Genomic DNA, 17,942 nt, shown 5'->3' with positions numbered 1-17,942 from the left:
GCCAGTTCTTGGTGTCGCCTACCCTTAAAGGTTATCCAGAAATTCCTAGAGGCGTCCGGGCAAACTAATCCGAGGAGGCTGCCGATGCGCAAGAGCACGCGTCCGAAAACAAGGTCCTCAAGACGTTAAAGCCTGCTGTGGTAGCAAGGCCGGTCAATAATATCTGCCGTGATTTGGAAAATTCCGATGCGATTTACTACGTATGGAAGTCAAAGTACGGCGGTATGGAGGCGTCGGACGTGCAGCGGCTCCTTACCGTTAATACCGAGCACGCCAAGCTCAAGCGAATGCACACCGAGCTGGCGCCGGAAAACCCTGCGTTCAACGATTTAAAGGCGCCGCCTTGTCTGCACCAATGTCAACGCGCTCCGCCAGAAAATCCAGAAACGCCCGCACGCGTAGCGGCAGATAGCCGCCCTGGCCGACGTAGACGGCGTGGACTTCCTCCAGGTCGCCGGGGTTGCAGTGTTCGAGTACGGCAAGCAGCCGGCCGGCGGCGATGTCATCACGTACCTGGAACGCAGCAAGGCGCGCCAAACCCAGGCCCGCCACGGCCAGGCGGTGCAGCGCCTCACCATCGCTGGCCTGCGCGTTGCCGCTGATCGGCATGATACTGTCTTGGCCGTCATGGCGCAGGGGCCAGCCCGCTTGGGCACGCACATAGTTGGCACCCAGGCGGTTGTGGGCCAGTAGTTCATCGGGTGTGGTTGGCATGCCGTGACGCGCCAGGTAGCCGGGTGCGCCGACGATCACCATGCGCGTAGCGCCCAGTTTGCGTGCCATCAGGTTCGAGCTTTTCAACGGGCCAGCGCGTACGGCTACGTCGGTGCGCTGTTCAAGGATGTCTATGACTTCATCGCTCAGCACGATGTCCAAGGTCACGTCGGGGTGACCTGCCAGGAACTCGGGCGCCAGCGGCAGCAGGAAGTGGTGTCCGAAAGGTACGTTTGCATTGATCCGCAGCCGGCCGCGAGGCGTGGCATCGGCGTTGGCACAGCGTTCGGCTTCGTTGAGGTCGGCCAGGATGCGCACGCCGCGTTCGTAAAACGCGCAGCCCTCGGGCGTGAGCTGGAGCTGCCGCGTGGAGCGGTTCACGAGGCGCGCTCCCAGCCGCTGCTCCAGGCGCGCGACCAGCTTGCTTACAGCCGAAGGCGTCATGCCGCAGGCGCGGGCGGCAGCGGAGAAGCCGCCGAGTTCGATCACGCGCACGAAGACTTCCATTTCGCCGGATCGGTTCACTTCCAGACGGGCCATATCGCGTCTCGATGAGTTCAATTCATAAATGATGTTCCGCTGGGCAGTCTAGTCCGTATTTGTCTTTGAATTCATGATTCTTCCATCAGATGACTTTGAATTCATCGCAAAGGAAAAGACATGAAATCACTTTCCGCGGCTTCGGTCGCCGCCCTGTTGACCTTCACCGTGGCGTTGCAGGGAGCTGCCGCTGCGGCTGCCGCACCTGCGACCGCCGCGCAGGCTTGGGTTGCCACCTGGCAGGCCAGCCCGCAGCCGGTGTGGAGGGCGGACTTCCTGTTTCCGAGCAATGTGCCGGCGACGTTGAACGACCAGACCGTGCGCCAGGTAGCGCGGATCAGCCTGGGCGGGTCACGCCTGCGGATCGTGCTGTCCAACGCCTACGGCACCGAGCCGATCAGGATTGGCAAAGCCACGGTTGCGCAGCCTGTGGAAAGTGGGGTGGTAGAAGGGCAGAGCAATGGGGCGATAGCCGCTGGCAGTCTGCATGCCGTTACGTTCGGCGGCCAGGAGACCGCAACCATCCTGCCCGGTGCATCGCTGGTCAGTGATCCGGTGGCCATGAAGGTTGCCGCACTGTCGTCGGTGGCCGTGAGTTTCTATCTGCCGCAGGCGGCACCCTTGCAAACGTTTCATTGGGACGGCCGCCAGACGGGCTGGCTGGTTGCTGGCGACCAGACTGGCGCGCCTGTACTGCGAACGACAGGGCGCAGCAGTACCACGGCCCGTCCGCTGCTGTCGGCCATCCAGATTGAAACCGAACAGCCCGCGCGCGCCGTGGCAGTGATCGGCGATTCAATCACCGATGGCGCCACCGCCAGTCTGGACAGCAATAGCCGTTGGCCGGACTTCCTGGCCGAGCGCCTTGCGCCGCACGACGTTGCCGTCATCAATGCCGGCATTTCCGGTGCGCGGCTGCTGTCCGACGGCATGGGCGTCAATGCGCTGGCACGGTTTGACCGCGACGTGCTGGCGCAACCCGGTGTGCAAAGCGTGATCGTGATGCTGGGCATCAATGATATTTCCTGGCCGGGCACCGCGTTCGCGCCCGAGGCGGCGCTTCCTTCGCTGGATGATATGAAGGCGGGCTTCCAGCAATTGGTTGAACAGGCGCATAGCCGTGGCCTGCGCGCGGTGGGCGCCACGCTCACCCCGTTCAAGGGTGCATTGCCCGCTACGTCGCTGGACAACTACTACCGCGCCGACAAGGACGCCATGCGCCAGGCGCTGAACGAATGGATACGCCACGGTGGTGCATTCGATGCCGTCATCGACTTCGATGCGGCGCTGCGTGATCCCGGGCAACCGAGCCGCATGGGGCAACGCTTTGATTCCGGCGATCACCTGCATCCCGGCGACGAAGGCAACCGGGCGATGGCTGAAGCCGTCGATCTCGACGCGCTGCTGCCGGCACTGCGCGCCTCCCAGAGCCGCCCGGCAACTCTGACTACTTCGGAGGATTGAATCATGCTGTTCACCCCCTACCGCCTGGGCAAGCTGGAACTACCCAACCGCATCGTGATGCCGCCCATGACCCGCTCGCGCGCCGCCAGCGGCAATGTGCCAAACGCCTTGATGGCCGAGTACTACGCGCAGCGTGCCAGCGCCGGCCTGATCGTGACCGAAGGCACGCAGATCAGTCAGCAGGGCCAGGGCTATGCGTGGACGCCGGGTATTCACAGTCCCGAGCAAGTGGCTGGCTGGCGTCGCGTCACCGATGCCGTGCACACGGCGGGGGGCCGCATCGTTGCCCAGTTGTGGCATGTCGGCCGGGTATCGCATGTCGCATTGCAGCCGGATGGCGCAGCGCCCGTTTCGTCATCGCCGTTGGTGGCCGAAGGCGTCAAGGTGTTCGTCGACCCCGAGGGCAAAGGGCCGCAGGCAGGTGCTGGGAAGATGGTGCAGCATTCCATACCGCGTGCTTTGTCCGGGGCCGAAATCAAGCAGGTTGTCCGAGATTTCGCAGCCGCCGCGCGCAACGCGCTGGATGCGGGTTTTGATGGTGTCGAACTGCATGGCGCGAACGGCTATCTCATCAACCAGTTCATCGACTCCCAGGCCAATACGCGCACAGATGGCTATGGTGGCTCGCTGTCCAACCGGTTGGGCTTCCTGCGTGAAGTCACCGAGGCCGTGATTGATGTGGTGGGCGCCGAACGCGTCGGCGTTCGACTGGCCCCGCTGACGACGCTGCAAGGCGCGGTTGATGACACGCCACAGGCGACCTATCTGGGTGCAGCCAAATTGCTCGATGACCTGGGCATCGCCTATATCCATATTGCAGAAGCCGATTGGGAAGACGCGCCCGACATGCCAGCCGCCTTCAAGGAAGCGCTGCGCCTGATCTACCGCGGCACCATGATCTATGCCGGCAAATACACGCTGGAACGCGCTGAGATTGCGCTGCGCAACGGCTGGGCCAATCTGATCGGCTTCGGTCGCCCATTCGTTGCCAACCCCGATTTGCCCGAGCGCCTGCGGCAAGGCTGGCCGCTGGCCGTACCTGATGGCAGCCGCTTCTTCGGCGGCTCAGCCGCCGGCTACACCGACTATCCGGCCTACGCTGCAGCAAGCGCGCCAATGCCGATGAAGATGACATGATGAATCAGCGCGGCTTCGTACACGCAGCGTCATGTGCACCGAGGAGCACCGCACACGCAGCTGCTTGCCGCTGCGCATGCAGTCTCATTGCAGTACCACGTCGCTTCACTCCGCAACAATCACGCCGCCGGATCTTCCTCGCTGCCATCTTCGGCGTATCTGGCAAAGCGACGGAAGCCCGGTCCGTGCATGGGCTCGCGGCCCGGCCAGGGCCAGCCGCCGAACCCGGTCTGCTGGAAGTCGAGCTTGGCTTGGCGCAGCTCGGCAATCGTGTTGGTCACATAGACCGTGGAGCGGATCGCAGGCTCCTGCAGTGGCACGCCCTGCATCAGTATCAACGTGTTTTCCTTGGTGCCACGGTTTTCCAGCAAGAGTGCTTGCTGCGCGACCACCCTGATGCGGTGGTTGCCGCCTACATCCTGCTCAGCGACAAACATGCCGCGCCCGGCAAGGGTGTAGAGGGTGCGTTGATTGGCCTGCAGCAGCGCCGGGGGCAAGGTGAGGCGGGCGCCGGGCTGAAGGGTGATCACCCAGATGGCAAGCTCGGAATCCGGATTGGCGGCCCAGGTGCTTTGCGTGGGTGGCAGTGGTTCAATAGGCGGAAGCCCCGGCGCTTCCATCGGCTGGTAGGCACCGGCGATGACCGTGACGTCCGCGCCTTCATGCACATGGTGGGGAATTTTTTCCGCCCACATCATCCGGTATTCCGGTGCGACGTACTTGCTGCGGCCCGGCATGTTCAGCCAGATCTGGAACAGTTCGAATTCGTTGACGCGATCGTCATGCAGCAGCGGAAACATCTCCGCATGCTGGATGCCGCCACCTGCGGTCATCCATTGCACATCGCCGGGGCCGTAGCGGCCGCTGTTGCCCAGTGAATCGGCGTGGTCCACATAGCCTTTGCGCAGGATCGATACGGTCTCCATGCCCAGGTGCGGGTGGCTTGGAAAGCCGGGCAGTCCGTCCTTGCCGAAGTAAAGGCTGTAGCCGTCGGCGTTGGCGAAATCATTGCCTGCGCGGTGGCCTTGCAGGTGCTCGGGGTCGAGCTTCTGCGCGGTGTTGCCGGGCGGGTAATGGTCAATTTGCGGCGCGCACAGCAGGAAGGGATCTATGGTTGCCCAAGGCCAGCTCAGTTCAATGGACTCGAGGATGGGATTGCCTTCGATCGGATGTATGGTTTCCATGGGTGCTCTGCAGGTGGCAATGGGAGTGAAGTTGCGCTCAGCCCTCACCGCCTGATGGCCTTCAATTGGCCGGTACGGCGCGATAAGAACCGATGGCGTTGGCATGGCTGCAACGGGTGGAACAGCGTTGCATCGAAGCGTGTATCTGCGGGACTAAGTTGGCTGCGACATGGCGGCACCGGTGTCGGGGCGGAATCACAGTCTATGACTCTCCCGATCCCATTCCTGGTAAACACTTTCCCAAGACTGTGGCAATCGGAAGGCACAGTTCGGATGTTTGTGCCGCTCAGCCGTATCGGCAGCTGACGCTGTTTGGGCTGGTGCTGTGTACCCGCCGGAGACGGCGGTTCCCAGCGTTTGATTCGTCATATTCCGCCGCAGAAGGCCCTGTGTGCTCGGCCGAATATGAGGAGCGCGAACGCAGTATCCGGCGGTCGTCAGCTTTGTGCTGCGACTGCCTGTGTGCTGCGCAGGCGTTCGCTGAGCGTCGGTTCCTTGGCCAGGCGCTCGGCCATGAAGCCAATGAAGGCTGTCAGCTTGGGCGGCAAATGCCGCGTCGGCGCATACAGCACCCAGGCCTGGCCGCCGTAGTTGCTTTGGAAATTCCAGTCGGGCAGGACCTGCACGATGCGCCCCTGCTGCAGTGCTTCCTTGGCGGTGAAGTAGGGCAGGCTGCCTATGCCCAGGTGGTTGAGCACGGCGTCCAACCGCGCGCCGGTGTGGTTGACGGCATAGCGGCCGCGCACATTGACGCTTACTGTCTTGCCTTGGCGCTGCAGTTTCCAGCGGGCGTCGCCGGGTTCCTCGCCCAGATAGATGCAGTCGTGCTCGCGCAGGTCCTGCGGCTGTGCGGGGGTTCCGCGTGTGGCCAGGTAGTGCGGCGATGCGCACAGCAGGTGATCGATGCTGATCAACGGGCGGCCCATCAGGCCCGGCGCTGGATGATCGGAAATGCGTATTGCCAGATCGATCTCGTCATCGATCAGATCCAGCTGGCGGTCTTCGAAGCGCAGCAATAGATCAACCTTGGGATAGCGCGCCAGGAAATCGGCCACATGCGGATGGATCAAGGCCCGTCCCACGGCTTTGGGTACGCTCACGCGCACCAGCCCCTGCGGCTCGGGACTGAGCTGGTGCGAGATCGACATCACCGATTGGGCAGCGCTGGAGACGTCGCTGCAGCGCTGGAAGACCTCCTGGCCAAGATCACTCAGGCGCAGCTTGCGTGTGGAGCGCTGCAGCAGGCGGATGCCCAGCGCCTTTTCCAGGCGCGCGACCGAGCGGCTGGTGGCCGAAGGCGTGGCACCGAGCTGGCGCGCGGCTTCGGAGAAGCTGCCGGTTTCCACCACCTTTACGAAGGTGACCATGTCGGCCATCAGGGCGACGGCTTTATTTGTGCTCATGGCGCAAAAATGATTTGGTTCTGCAGGTGATTACGCAAGTCTGATCTGCGGAATAGACTTTTTCCAGTGCGAAGCGCTCAGGTTGTGGCGCTCCGTCGGTTTCCGGCGGTCAGCGCAGTTCGCAATGTCCACCCTCCTGCGTCGTATCCGGCCCGAATAGGGTCAGTTGCTCAGCGGCAGACATGCGACCGGCGGCACATTTCACTGTGGTGAAGCGCGCACAACCGGCATCAGCGCCGAGCCGAGCAACCCGTTCACATGCCCCTCCCGCTACAACAGCCAATGCATCCTGGAAACCCGTCGTGACTGCCTACTACCCCGAATTCATTTCCCTGGCGCTGATCCACTTGCTGGCGGTCATCGCGCCGGGGCCGGACTTCGCCGTCACCGTGCAGCAAAGCGTGCGCAAGGGGCGGCTGGCCGGCATCTGGGTAGCCATCGGTATTGGCGCCGGCATCTCGGTCCATGTGCTGTACACCTTGCTGGGCGTTGGCGCCTTGTTGCATGCACACCCGTCATTGATGGCAGTGGCCAAGATTGCGGGAGCGGCGTATCTGCTCTACCTGGTGTTTTCTTTCCTGCGCAGTGCCAAGCGGGAGACGCCGGTTACGGAGATAGAGCCGGGCGCGGTGACCGATGGCAGTGCCTGGCGGTCGTTTGCGTTGGGCTTCATGACCAATGCCACCAATCCGAAGGCAACGCTGTTCTTCCTGGCGATCTTCACCACGGTGGTCAGTGCGAGCACACCGCTGAAAGTACAAGCGCTTTACGGCGCGTGGATGTGCTTCGTCAATGCTGCCTGGTTCGTGCTGGTCAGCCTGGTCTTCGCCCAGCCCGGTGTGCGGCAGAAGTTCCTGCGCATGGGCGGGCGGCTGGAGGCGTTCATGGCGCTGGTATTCCTGGGCTTCGCGCTGCGGCTGCTGTGGGATGTGGGTAGAACCTGGCTGTTTCCGGTTGCTGGATGAGGCGGTTGTTGCGCAGGAACGCCGCCAATGCGCTCATCAACTCAAGCAATGCAAACATGGCGGCAGCCTGTTTGCCAAAACAGCAGCACGCTGCAGCGGTGCCCTCGAGTGAAGTGGTGTGGCAGCAGTGCATGGGCAGCTGTTTCGCCGGTACAGTCAACATTCGCATTTGATAAGCACTTGAAAAAGCTCTTGCGCGCTCTGGACTATTTTGCGCAATTGGCGTTTCTTCGTTGGTGAGCATCGAATTTTTCCTGTTGGGATCGGCATCGCACAGGCTGAGGTAGCGGCTTTGTCTTGCGTCAAGGAACAAATCCAGTTCGCGCGAATCCGCGCGCGGCGCAGTGCTGAGTCCAGCCCGAAGTGCACGCATCTACAGTTGCGAAATTTTGTCAGAATCTCTGGATATCGCTATTTTCAAGGTACCGCGTCGCCTCCGGGCGTGAGCAATCGCTGTCGCATGCGCTACCTTAATGACTGCCTTCCGATCCCGGCATGCCTGCCTCGTGGTGTGTTCGCGCGGCGGATACCCCTTCGCCAAGTAATCCTGTTTATGGCGAATTAATCGCCATCCGCTTAAGTCTGTGGCCGATGCAATTGAGCTTGGCGTTGCAGCTGTGTCTCTGATTTCAGAGTCTTGGGTCAGCTGAATGATTGGACACGTCGCGGTGACAGCATTTTTGATTAGCTGCGTCGCGCGGCCGCTGCCTGCTTTCGGTCTGCGCTTGAGGAGTTGTGCGATGAGTAAGAGAGTCTTGGTGTCAGCTGTACTGCCGGCGGCAGTATTGAGTGTCTTTGGGTGTTTGGGTACGGGTAGCGCAATGGCCGCCGAGCAACAGGACGGGCCCTCGGCATGGATGCTGGGCAATTGGGGCGGCGCGCGGACGCGATTGCAGGAACGCGGTTACGATTTCAACATCGGCTACGTTGGTGAAGTTGCCGGTTTGCTCGATGGTGGATATCGCGACGATCACATCGGCCGCTACAGCCACCAGTTTGCAGCGGGCATGCACATGGACCTGGAGAAGGTTTTTGGCTGGCATGCGGCCGAGTTCCAGGTCTCGATCACCGAACGCGGCGGTCGTAATCTGTCGAATGTAGGCATCGCCGATCCGCGAGCGGGTCAACTCAGTTCGGTGCAGGAAGTGTGGGGGCGTGGCCAGCGCTGGCGGCTGACCCAGTTGTGGTTCAAGCAGAAGTACTTCGGCGATCGGCTTGACCTGAAACTGGGGCGGTTTGGTGAAGGTGAGGATTTCAACAGCTTTCCATGCGACTTCCAGAACCTGGTGCTGTGTGGCTCACAGATGGGCAACTGGGCCGGCTCGGTCTGGTACAACTGGCCGGTGAGCCAGTGGGCCATACGAGCGAAGGTCACGCTTGCACGCGATCTGGCGTTGCAGGTGGGGGCGTATGAGCAGAATCCATTGCTGCTGGATCCGCGGCGGGGATTCACCTTCAGTACCCGCGGCCGTGCTGGCACGCTTATGCCTGTGGAACTTGTCTGGAGTCCGCCGAAGTTGGTGGGTGGTTTACCGGGCGAATATCGGCTTGGCTACTTTCGTAGCACGGCGCGGGCGACGGATGTCTACCTGGATGTGGATGGATTGCCGCAGGCAATCACCGGCAATGCCTTCAGGCAACGGTCTGGCAAGCATGGTGCCTGGTTCACGGCACAGCAGCAGCTCACGCGTGTAGATGGCGATGCCTCGCGCGGCTTGAGCGTGTTTGGCAACCTCACCATCCATGACAAAGCCACCAACACGGTGGATGGGTTCCAGCAATTGGGCGTGGTGTACCGCGGGCCGTTCAATGCACGGCCGCGTGACGATATCGGTTTCGGCGTTGGCCGCATCCATGTCAATGATCGTCTGGCGCGGCAGCAGCGGTTGTTGAATACGGTCAACCAGGTCGATACATTTTCCGATCCGCTTTACCAACCGGTGCAGCGCACCGAATACAACGCTGAGGTGTATTACGGCGTGCACGTCAAAGATTGGCTGACGGTGCGGCCCAACCTGCAGTATGTGAAGGATCCCGGTGGCGTGGGCGAGGTGGACTCGGCACTGGTGCTGGGCATCAAACTGCAGGTGGTGCTGTAATCAGGCGGTAGGAACGGTCCAAGCCGCGAAGCTCGTAAACGATCAGCACAACGCATATAGCGCGCCTAGCGCATACCCGCTTCGCGGCTTACGCCGTTCCCACAGGCCTCAACGCACGCCGTGCATCATCCGCTTCAGCAGCGGCGAGACGATCAACGCCACCACCGCGCAGCCCAGGCCGATCCACATCAGCAGCCAGAACAGGTGTTCGTAGCGGCCAGCGGCTTCGGCGATGTTCATCACTTCGCCTTCGGGCACGTCGATGGCGGCCAGCTTGCCGAACAATGCCGCCAGGGTTTCGGAAAATGCGGTGGCCAGGAACCAGGTGCCCATCATCAGGCTGACCACGCGCGGTGCAGCCAGCTGGGTGACCGCCGACAGGCCAACCGGTGACAGGCACATCTCGCCGATCTCCAGGATCAGGTAAGCCAATACCAGCCACCAGACGCTGGCCATCTGCCCGGTTGCGCCTACCTGTTGCGCGGCCAGTGCCAAGGGCACGAAGGAGAGGGCGCCGAATACCAGGCCGAACGAAGACTTCAATGGCTTGGACGGGTCGAGCCGGCGCTTGTCCAGCCAGGCCCACAGCGCGGCAAACAGTGGCGCGAGCAGTACCAGGAACAGCGCGCCCAGATAGGTCAGCGAACCGGCGGTCTGCGGCAATACCAGGCAGTCGCGGACCAGCATCACCAGCATGGAGACCACGATCAGCGCAAACAGCAGGCGCGGGGCCTTTGAGGCAGGGTCGCGGTCGGACAGGCGTGCTGCCACCACGAAGCCCAACGGCGCCAGCAGCAGCGAGACGATGGACCACGGCAACGGCGTGCCTTCGCGGATGACCAATGCCGGCACCAGATCCTTGGTCAACAGGCGGTCGGTGAAGGTGACCCAGGAGCCGTAGGTCTGCTCGTACAAGGTGAAGAAGACCAAGGCCATGAAGATCAGCACCATCAGCGCGATCATCTGCTGGCGCTGGATGGGCGTGCATTGGCTGCCGGTGAACCAGGCAAACCACAGCAGCACACCACCGAGCACGACGATCATCAGCATCAGTGCCAGGCTGATCTCACCGCCCAGGGCAAAGGCGCCATTGGCGGCGGCCCACATCAGTGCGGCCACCGGAACCACGCCGACAATGGCGACTGCATAGATCAACCATTCGCGCGGCAGGCCAAGCACGCGCTCACGCAGGCTGGCAGGTTGCGCCGGCTCGGCGTGGCCTTGCAGGTACTTCTGGCCCCACAGGAACATCGCCAAGCCGACCAGCATGCCGATGCCGGCCGCGCCGAAGCCATATTTCCAGCCATAGGCTTCACCGAGGAAGCCGCAGACCAGCGAGGCGAACAGGGCGCCGAGGTTGATGCCGGCATAGAACAGGGAGAAACCGGAGTCGCGGCGCGGGTCGTTTTCCGGGTACAGCTTGCCGACGATGGTGGAGATATTGGGCTTGAGAAAGCCCACGCCCATGATGATCAGCGCCAGCGAAAGGTAGGTGATAGATAGCGCGGCCTCGTCGCGGACGACTTCGCCGGCTACCCGCTGCGCGGCATGGCCTTCAAACGCCATGCCGGCGTGGCCGAGCACCAGCAGGATGCCGCCGAACACCACCGCCTTGCGCATGCCCAGCCAACGGTCGGCCAGCAGCCCGCCAAACACCGGTATGCAATAGACCAGCCCGCCATAGGCGCCAAGCAGGTCCAGCCCGGCCTTGTCGCCGAACAGGTGGTACTTGGTGAGGTAGAGCAGCAGCAGGGCCTTCATGCCATAGAAGGAGAAGCGCTCCCACATCTCGGTGAAGAAGCAGACGTAGACGCCCTTGGGGTGGCCGAGGAAGTCGTCGGTGCCGGTGGCCGATAGGGTAGATGTGGACATGGGGAGCGTCTGGATCGAAGCCGGCGAGTATAGGTGGCTGCCTGCTTTGGTGTGGCCCGCGCTGCAGCATCGGCATAAACCCTTGATTGGCCGTGCCGAATTGGAGTGCTGGCTGTGCCGCATGCGGGGTGGTGCCGCGGCGCGGCTGGACTTGCTGTTAAGCGGGCGTTAGCGTGGCGAAGGTTTTTTTGCCATTCAAGGGCTTTCCATGAACAACGCTGCGCCTGCGCAGCTCACATTCCGCGCGGTGGTTCTTGCCATCGTGCTGGCTGTGGTGCTGTCTGCCGCCAATGCTTACCTGGGCCTGTTCGCAGGCCTGACCATCGCAACCGCCATCCCGGCGGCCGTCGTCTCGATGGGCGTGCTGCGCCTGCTCGGTGGCGGCACCATTCTTGAAAACAACATCGTCCAGACCGGTGCTTCGGCCGGTTCGTCGATTGCCGCCGGCGTGATCTTCACGATCCCGGCGCTGGTGATCATGGGCTACTGGCCGGACTTCAAGTACTGGTGGGTGCTGGGTATCGCCGGCCTGGGCGGCCTGCTGGGCGTGCTGTTCTCGGTGCCGCTGCGGCGCTCGATGATCGTCGAAGATCCGCTGCCCTTCCCGGAAGGCAAGGCCGCGGCCGAAGTGCTCAAGGCCGGTGAAAACCCCGGCCCGGGCATGAAGATCCTCGGTATTTCGGCGGCCATTGGTGGCCTGGTCAAGCTGGCTGCGGCCTCTGGCCTGCGCATCTTCCCGGATGCCTGGGCGCAGTCGGCCTATATCGGCAGCTCCAAGATCACCGCCTTCATCGGCACCAACCTGTCGCCGGCACTGCTGGGCGTGGGCTACATCGTCGGCCTGAACGTTGGCATCGTTGTGGTGTCCGGCTCGATCCTGTCCTGGCACATCGCCATCCCGCTGTACCAGGCCTTCTTCCTGGGCGGCAACCCGGAGCTGGCGGCTTCCCTGGCCAATGCCGGATCGGCCGAATCGGCGTTCGCCATCTGGGGCTCGCAGATCCGCTACCTCGGTGTTGGCGCGATGCTGATTGGCGGCGTCTGGACCCTGTTCTCGCTGCGCAAGTCGCTGTTCAACGGCGTCAAGAGCGGTTTTGCAGCCGCTCGCAAGAGCAGCGGCCCGGCCCTGGCCGAGACCGAGCGCGACCTGCCGATGAAGTGGATGCTGATCGCCCTGATCGCCTTCACCCTGCCGTTGCTGGGCCTGTACCAGGCCATCGTCGGCCAGTGGCACGTGTCGATCCCGATGACCATCATCATGATCGTCGCCGGCTTCCTGTTCGTGTCGGTATCGGCCTACCTGGCCGGTTTGATCGGTTCGTCCAACAACCCGGTCTCGGGCATCACCATTTCCACCATCCTGTTCGCCTCGGTGGTGCTGGTGCTGCTGCTGGGCAAGGACGGCCTGATTCCGGTTGGCGTGGGCGGTGCCCCGCTGGGTGCGGTGGCCGCGATCATGATCGGTGCGGTGGTCTGCTGTGCCGCCGCTGTCGGCGGTGACAACCTGCAGGACCTCAAGGCCGGTTATCTGGTTGGCGCAACCCCGTGGAAGCAGCAGCTGATGCTGGGCATTGGTGCATTCTCCTGCGCCCTGATCATGGCGCCGGTGCTGAATCTGCTGGCCCATGCCTACGGCATCGGTGCGCCTACGGCGGAACACCCCAATTCGCTGGCTGCACCGCAGGCCAACCTGATGGCGTCGGTGGCGCGTGGCCTGTTCGGCGGCCAGCTGCCGTGGACCATGATTGCCCTGGGTGCCGGCGTCGGCGCGGTGATCATCGCCATTGACGAGTGGCTGAAGAAGACCGGCAAGCGCTTCCGCGTGCCGGTGCTGGCTGCCGCCATCGGTATCTACCTGCCGCTGGAGCTGATGGTGCCGATCTTCCTGGGCGGCTTGCTGGCCCACCTGGTCGAGCGTTTCCACAAGCTGCGTGCCGACGACGAAGAAGGCCGTGACCGCGTGCACCGCCCGGGCGTGCTGTTTGCAGCTGGCCTGATTACCGGTGAAGCGCTGATGGGTATCGCCATTGCGGTGCCGATCGTGGTCAGCGGCAAGGGTGACGTGCTGGCCCTGCCGATGGGTGGTTTTGCCGACACCTGGGCAAGCCTGTCGGCCTGGGTAGGCCTGTTCGTGCTGTTCCTGGTTGGCCTGCTGATGTACCGCATAGGCAAGAAGGGCGAGCCGGCGGCGAAGAGCTGATTTTCCCTTCTCCCCTTGTGGGAGAAGGTGCCCGAAGGGCGGAAGAGGGGAGCTTTTGGTTTTGATCTGGCTGGGGCCTGGAGCCAAAGCCAAAGCCAAAGCCAAAGCCAAAGCCAAAGCCAAAGCCAAAGCACCCCTCCCCAACCCTCCCCTTGGCCTGCGGCCAAAGGGAGGGGGCTCAAGCCAAAGCGCTCAAGCCAAAGCGCTCAAGCCAAAGCGCTCAAGCCAAGGCGCTCAAGCCAAGGCGCTCAAGCCAAGGCGCCCTCACCCCAACCCCTCTCCCGTAAACGGGAGAGGGGCTTAGGCAGAAGTGAAGCAAAGCAACACCCACAAAGCCGCCCTTGGGCGGCTTTGCTGTTTCCGGCGGTTGCCCAGCCATGACTTCAAGCCTTTGCAGCCGGATGGCCTGGCCGCCTACCATCGGGGTTTGCCTTTGCCTGGGAGTTGCCCATGAAGCTTCGTCACGCCCTGTTGCCGCTATGCCTGTTGGCCGCCTTGCCGTCGCTGGCCAGTGCGCGCGGTTTTGAAGTCCGCGACATGGTCAAGCTGGACCGTGCGTCCGCACCGCTGCTCAGTGCCAATGGCGCGCAGGTGGTGTTCGCCAAGCGCATCGTCGATGCCGACCTCAAGGCCAGCAGCAGCCTGTGGATCCGCGACCTGCGTACCCGCGACATGGCCCCGCCGAAGCAGCTGACCCCGGCTGGCTGGAACGTCAATTCGGCCGCCATCGAAGGCCAGAACGTCTATTTCCTCAGCGCCAAGAACGGCAGCCAGCAGCTGTACGTGATGCCGCTGGCGGGTGGCGAGCCGCGCCAGCTCACCGATTTCGCGCTGGATGTGGACAGCTACCGCATCTCGCCGCAGGGCGACCGCGTGCTGTTCAGCGCCGGCGTGTTCCAGGACTGTGGCTCGGACCTGGCCTGCACCAGCAAGCGTCTGGAGAAGGACAAGGCCGACAAGAGCAGCGGCCAGGTCTACGACAGCATGTTTGTCCGCCATTGGGATACCTGGGCCGACGGCCGCCGCAATACCCTGTTTGTTGCACCGCTGCCGGCCTCTGGCGCGGCTGCGGTGAAGGGTGCATCGGCGATCAGTGCCACGCTGGCTGGCGACGCGCCGTCCAAGCCGTTTGGCGGCAACGAAGATTTCGCCTGGGCACCGGATGGCAAGACCGTCGTGGCCAGCATCCGCGTGCAGGGCAGCAAGGAGCCGTGGTCGACCAACTTCGACCTGTACAAGCTCGATGCTGCCGGCAAGCAGGCACCGGTCAACCTGACTGCGGCCAACCCCGCTTGGGACGCTGGCCCGGTGTTCAGCGCCGACGGCAAGACCCTGTTCTACCGCGCGATGAAGCGCCCGGGCTTCGAGGCTGACCGCTTCGGCCTGATGGCGATGGACGTGGCCAGCGGCAAGGTCAATGAGATCGCCGCGCAGTGGGATCGTTCGGCTGATGGCATCACCTTGTCGGCCGATGGCCAGACCATCTACACCACCGCCCAGGACATGGGCGAGCACCCGCTGTTCGCGGTGGCCATCGCCGATGGCACGCCGACCAAGCTGGTGGGCGAGGGCAGCATCTCCTCCTTCGATGTGGCTGGTGATGCGCTGGCCTTCACCCGCAACTCGCTGAAGAGTGGCGACCAGGTGTTCACCAGCAGCACCGCTGCCGGCGCACCGCAGCGCGCCATCACCCAGAGCGCCGGCGAAATGCTGGACGGGGTGAACTTCGGTGACTTCGAGCAGTTCTCGTTCAAGGGCTGGAACGACGAGACCGTGCACGGTTACGTGGTCAAGCCGCACAACTACCAGGAGGGCAAGAAGTACCCGGTGGCATTCCTGATTCACGGCGGCCCGCAGGGCAGCTTCGGCAATGGCTGGAGCTACCGCTGGAACCCGCAGACCTATGCCGGTCAGGGCTACGCGGTGGTGATGATCGATTTCCACGGTTCCACCGGTTACGGCCAGGCCTTCACCGATGCAATCAGCCAGCATTGGGGCGACCGCCCGCTGGAAGACCTGCAGAAGGGCTGGGCCGCGGCGCAGCAGAAGTACAGCTTCCTCAATGGCGACAAGGCCTGCGCACTGGGCGCCAGCTATGGCGGCTTCATGGTCAACTGGATCGCCGGTAACTGGAACGAGCCGTGGAAGTGCCTGGTGAACCACGACGGTGTGTTCGACCAGCGCGCCATGGGTTATGCCACCGAAGAACTGTGGTTCACCGAGTGGGAGCAGGGCGGTACCCCGTACGACGTGCCGCAGAACTACGAGAAGTTCAACCCGGTCAACCACATCGCCAACTGGAAGAAGCCGATGCTGGTGGTGCAGGGCCAGTTGGACTACCGCATCCCGGTGGAGCAGGGCCTGGCCACGTTCACCGCGCTGCAGCGCCAGGGTATCGAGTCCAAGTTCCTGTACTTCCCGGACGAGAACCATTGGGTGCTCAAGCCGCACAACAGCGTGCAGTGGCATGACACGGTCAATGGCTGGTTGAAGCAGCACATCGGCCAGTAACGCGATAGAAGGGGTGTGCCGATGGCATGCCCCTTTTTTTCAAGGCGATGACGCCGTTCGCGGGGCCATCGCCGCGGCAGTTGCGAGGGAGAGGCTGCGATGGGAATGTTCAGCATCTGGCATTGGTTGATTCTGCTGTTCGTGTTCGCACTTGCGGCCAGCGTGGTCGGCTTGATTGTCTGGCTGCTCGTGCGTGCCTCGCGCGCTCCCCGCAACCCGGTGGCCACGGCGCAACAACGCCTGCAGCAGCTGGAACAACTCAAGGCCCAGGGCCTGATCACCGATGAGGAATACGCGCAGCAACGTGCGGCGGTGGTGACCCGGCTTTGAATCGCGCCGGCGGAGCGGTGCTCCGGCGGCGTTGGAAGTGGTGTCAAACCAGGTCTGGATGGCCGGGGAAAGGCGAGGGACGCGCCATCGTATCCAGTCCTGCGCAATTGCTGTCTCCCTTTCGGTGCGGTGCGGCTGCAGGTTTCATCCTTGGGCAAGGGGCTTGCCCGCATACGCACAACAAGGGGATAGACGATGACGGCAGCCGCAACAGGCGCACTCATCAGCAATGACATCATCGTGTTCGGCCTGATCGCCGCCACGCTCGGCGTTATCTTCTGGACATCGGGCAGCAGCAACCGGCTGCTGAAGAAGTTCTACAGCTTCGTGCCGGCGTTGCTGCTGTGTTACTTCATTCCCGGTGTGTACAACACCTTCGGTCTGATCGACGGTGAAACCACCAAGCTCTACAACCCGATCGCGCGCGATGTATTCCTGCCGGCCGCTCTGGTGCTGCTGACCTTGTCGATCGACCTGAAAGGCATTCTTGGCCTGGGCTGGAAGATGCTGGCCATGTACGTGGCGGCGGTGTTGAGCATCATGCTCGGCGCGGTGGTCGCGTTCCAGTTGATGGCCTGGCTGCATCCGGAAACCGTTGCAGGTGCGACCTGGGGCGGGATGGCGGCACTGGCCGGCAGCTGGATCGGCGGCGGTGCCAACATGCTGGCGATGAAGGAGATCTTCGAAGTCGATGCCACCACTTTCGGCCAGTTTGCGGTGGTGGACGTCGGCGTGGGTTACGTATGGATGGCGGTGCTGATTTTCTTCGCCTCACGTGCGCCAGCCATGGACAAGCGCAGCGGCGCTGACACGCGCGCGCTGGATGACCTGCGTGACCGCGTGGCCAGCTACCAGGCCCAGCACGCGCGCATCCCCGCGCTGGGCGACATGATGGTGATGGCCGGTGTGGCGTTTGGTGCGGTGGCCTTGTCGCACGGCCTGGCCGCGCCGTTGGCGGACTGGTTTGCGGCCAATGTCAGCTGGTCCAGCGCGGTCAGCATGGACAAGCCCTTTGTCTGGGTGGTGTTGCTGGCGACCTTCATCGGCCTGGGCCTGAGTTTCACCCGCGCGCGTGAGCTGGAAGGTGTGGGTGCATCGAAGTGGGGTTCGATGTTCCTGTACTTCCTGATCGCCTGCATCGGCATGCAGATGGACCTGCTGGCGCTGCTTGAAAAGCCCTGGCTGTTCGCGCTGGGGGTGATCTGGATCGGCGTGCACATCGTGCTGCTGTGGCTGGCTGGGCGCCTGCTGCGGGTTCCGTTCTTCTATTTCGCCATTGCCTCGCAGAGCAATATCGGTGGCCCGGCCTCGGCGCCGGTATTGGCCACCGCCTTCCATCCGGCCTTGGCGCCGGTAGGTGTGCTGCTGGGTACCCTGGGTTATGCGGTGGGTACCGGTGCGGCCTATGTGGTGGGGATTACGTTGCGGGCGATGGCTGGGGCAGGGTGAGTTGCCACGCGCGCTGCGCGCGCTCCCTCTCCCCAACCCCCGCTCCGCGCCCCAGCCCTTGCGCCAGCGCAAGG

The 17,942-nt window shown here is 63.0% G+C and carries 12 protein-coding genes and 1 pseudogene; 9 read left to right on the top strand and 4 right to left on the bottom strand.

From position 1 onward, the window contains the following. Positions 1-137: 137 nt before the first annotated feature. Positions 138-278 (top strand): annotated as a pseudogene (locus ABB27_RS20470) (transposase); the annotation flags it as partial. A gap of 43 nt (positions 279-321) precedes the next feature. Here the strand turns inward: ABB27_RS20470 and ABB27_RS05415 are convergent. Beyond that, on the bottom strand, positions 322-1,254 hold the full coding sequence (locus ABB27_RS05415) for a LysR family transcriptional regulator (protein ID WP_057627217.1): 933 nt from the start codon (positions 1,252-1,254) through the stop codon (positions 322-324). 120 nt (positions 1,255-1,374) lie between these two features. Between ABB27_RS05415 and ABB27_RS05410 the strand changes: the two genes are divergently transcribed. Both ABB27_RS05410 and ABB27_RS05405 read left to right on the top strand, forming a co-directional pair. Then, positions 1,375-2,718 (top strand): SGNH/GDSL hydrolase family protein, encoded by a 1,344-nt coding sequence (locus tag ABB27_RS05410; protein ID WP_057627216.1) that lies wholly within the window; start codon positions 1,375-1,377, stop codon positions 2,716-2,718. 3 nt (positions 2,719-2,721) lie between these two features. Continuing rightward, positions 2,722-3,855: an alkene reductase gene (locus tag ABB27_RS05405; RefSeq protein ID WP_057627215.1), complete on the top strand. Its 1,134-nt coding sequence runs from the start codon at positions 2,722-2,724 to the stop codon at positions 3,853-3,855. Between the two features lie 119 nt (positions 3,856-3,974). Here ABB27_RS05405 and ABB27_RS05400 read toward each other — a convergent pair whose 3' ends face one another. Both ABB27_RS05400 and ABB27_RS05395 read right to left on the bottom strand, forming a co-directional pair. Continuing rightward, positions 3,975-5,039 (bottom strand): pirin family protein, encoded by a 1,065-nt coding sequence (locus ABB27_RS05400; RefSeq protein WP_057627214.1) that lies wholly within the window; start codon positions 5,037-5,039, stop codon positions 3,975-3,977. Between the two features lie 437 nt (positions 5,040-5,476). After that, positions 5,477-6,442, bottom strand: coding sequence for a LysR family transcriptional regulator (locus ABB27_RS05395; protein WP_057627213.1), 966 nt, complete (start codon positions 6,440-6,442; stop codon positions 5,477-5,479). 302 nt (positions 6,443-6,744) lie between these two features. Here ABB27_RS05395 and ABB27_RS05390 point away from each other — a divergent pair, with 302 nt between their 5' ends. Further along, entirely contained in the window at positions 6,745-7,407 is a 663-nt protein-coding gene (locus ABB27_RS05390; protein ID WP_057627212.1) for a LysE family translocator, read from the top strand. A gap of 650 nt (positions 7,408-8,057) precedes the next feature. Continuing rightward, positions 8,058-9,506 carry a carbohydrate porin gene (locus ABB27_RS05385; protein ID WP_275452861.1) on the top strand — a complete coding sequence of 483 codons (1,449 nt, stop codon included), beginning with the start codon at positions 8,058-8,060 and terminating at the stop codon, positions 9,504-9,506. A gap of 108 nt (positions 9,507-9,614) precedes the next feature. Here the strand turns inward: ABB27_RS05385 and ABB27_RS05380 are convergent, their stop codons facing one another. Beyond that, positions 9,615-11,378 (bottom strand): peptide MFS transporter, encoded by a 1,764-nt coding sequence (locus ABB27_RS05380; protein ID WP_057627210.1) that lies wholly within the window; start codon positions 11,376-11,378, stop codon positions 9,615-9,617. A 208-nt stretch (positions 11,379-11,586) separates the two neighbouring features. Here ABB27_RS05380 and ABB27_RS05375 point away from each other — a divergent pair, with 208 nt between their 5' ends. From ABB27_RS05375 to ABB27_RS05360, 4 genes are all read left to right on the top strand, one after another. After that, positions 11,587-13,578 (top strand): OPT family oligopeptide transporter, encoded by a 1,992-nt coding sequence (locus ABB27_RS05375; RefSeq protein ID WP_057627209.1) that lies wholly within the window; start codon positions 11,587-11,589, stop codon positions 13,576-13,578. A 450-nt stretch (positions 13,579-14,028) separates the two neighbouring features. Beyond that, on the top strand, positions 14,029-16,089 hold the full coding sequence (locus ABB27_RS05370; RefSeq protein WP_057627208.1) for a S9 family peptidase: 2,061 nt from the start codon (positions 14,029-14,031) through the stop codon (positions 16,087-16,089). Positions 16,090-16,188: 99 nt separating this feature from the next. After that, positions 16,189-16,419 carry an SHOCT domain-containing protein gene (locus ABB27_RS05365; protein ID WP_057627207.1) on the top strand — a complete coding sequence of 77 codons (231 nt, stop codon included), beginning with the start codon at positions 16,189-16,191 and terminating at the stop codon, positions 16,417-16,419. Positions 16,420-16,614: 195 nt separating this feature from the next. Further along, positions 16,615-17,868, top strand: coding sequence for a DUF819 family protein (locus tag ABB27_RS05360; protein ID WP_057627206.1), 1,254 nt, complete (start codon positions 16,615-16,617; stop codon positions 17,866-17,868). Positions 17,869-17,942 lie beyond the last annotated feature (74 nt).

The sequence above is a fragment of the Stenotrophomonas terrae genome, from assembly GCF_001431465.1.
GTDB lineage: Bacteria > Pseudomonadota > Gammaproteobacteria > Xanthomonadales > Xanthomonadaceae > Stenotrophomonas > Stenotrophomonas terrae.
The sequence above is the reverse complement of the archived record's forward strand: the minus strand, read 5'-3'. Positions and strand labels throughout refer to the sequence as shown.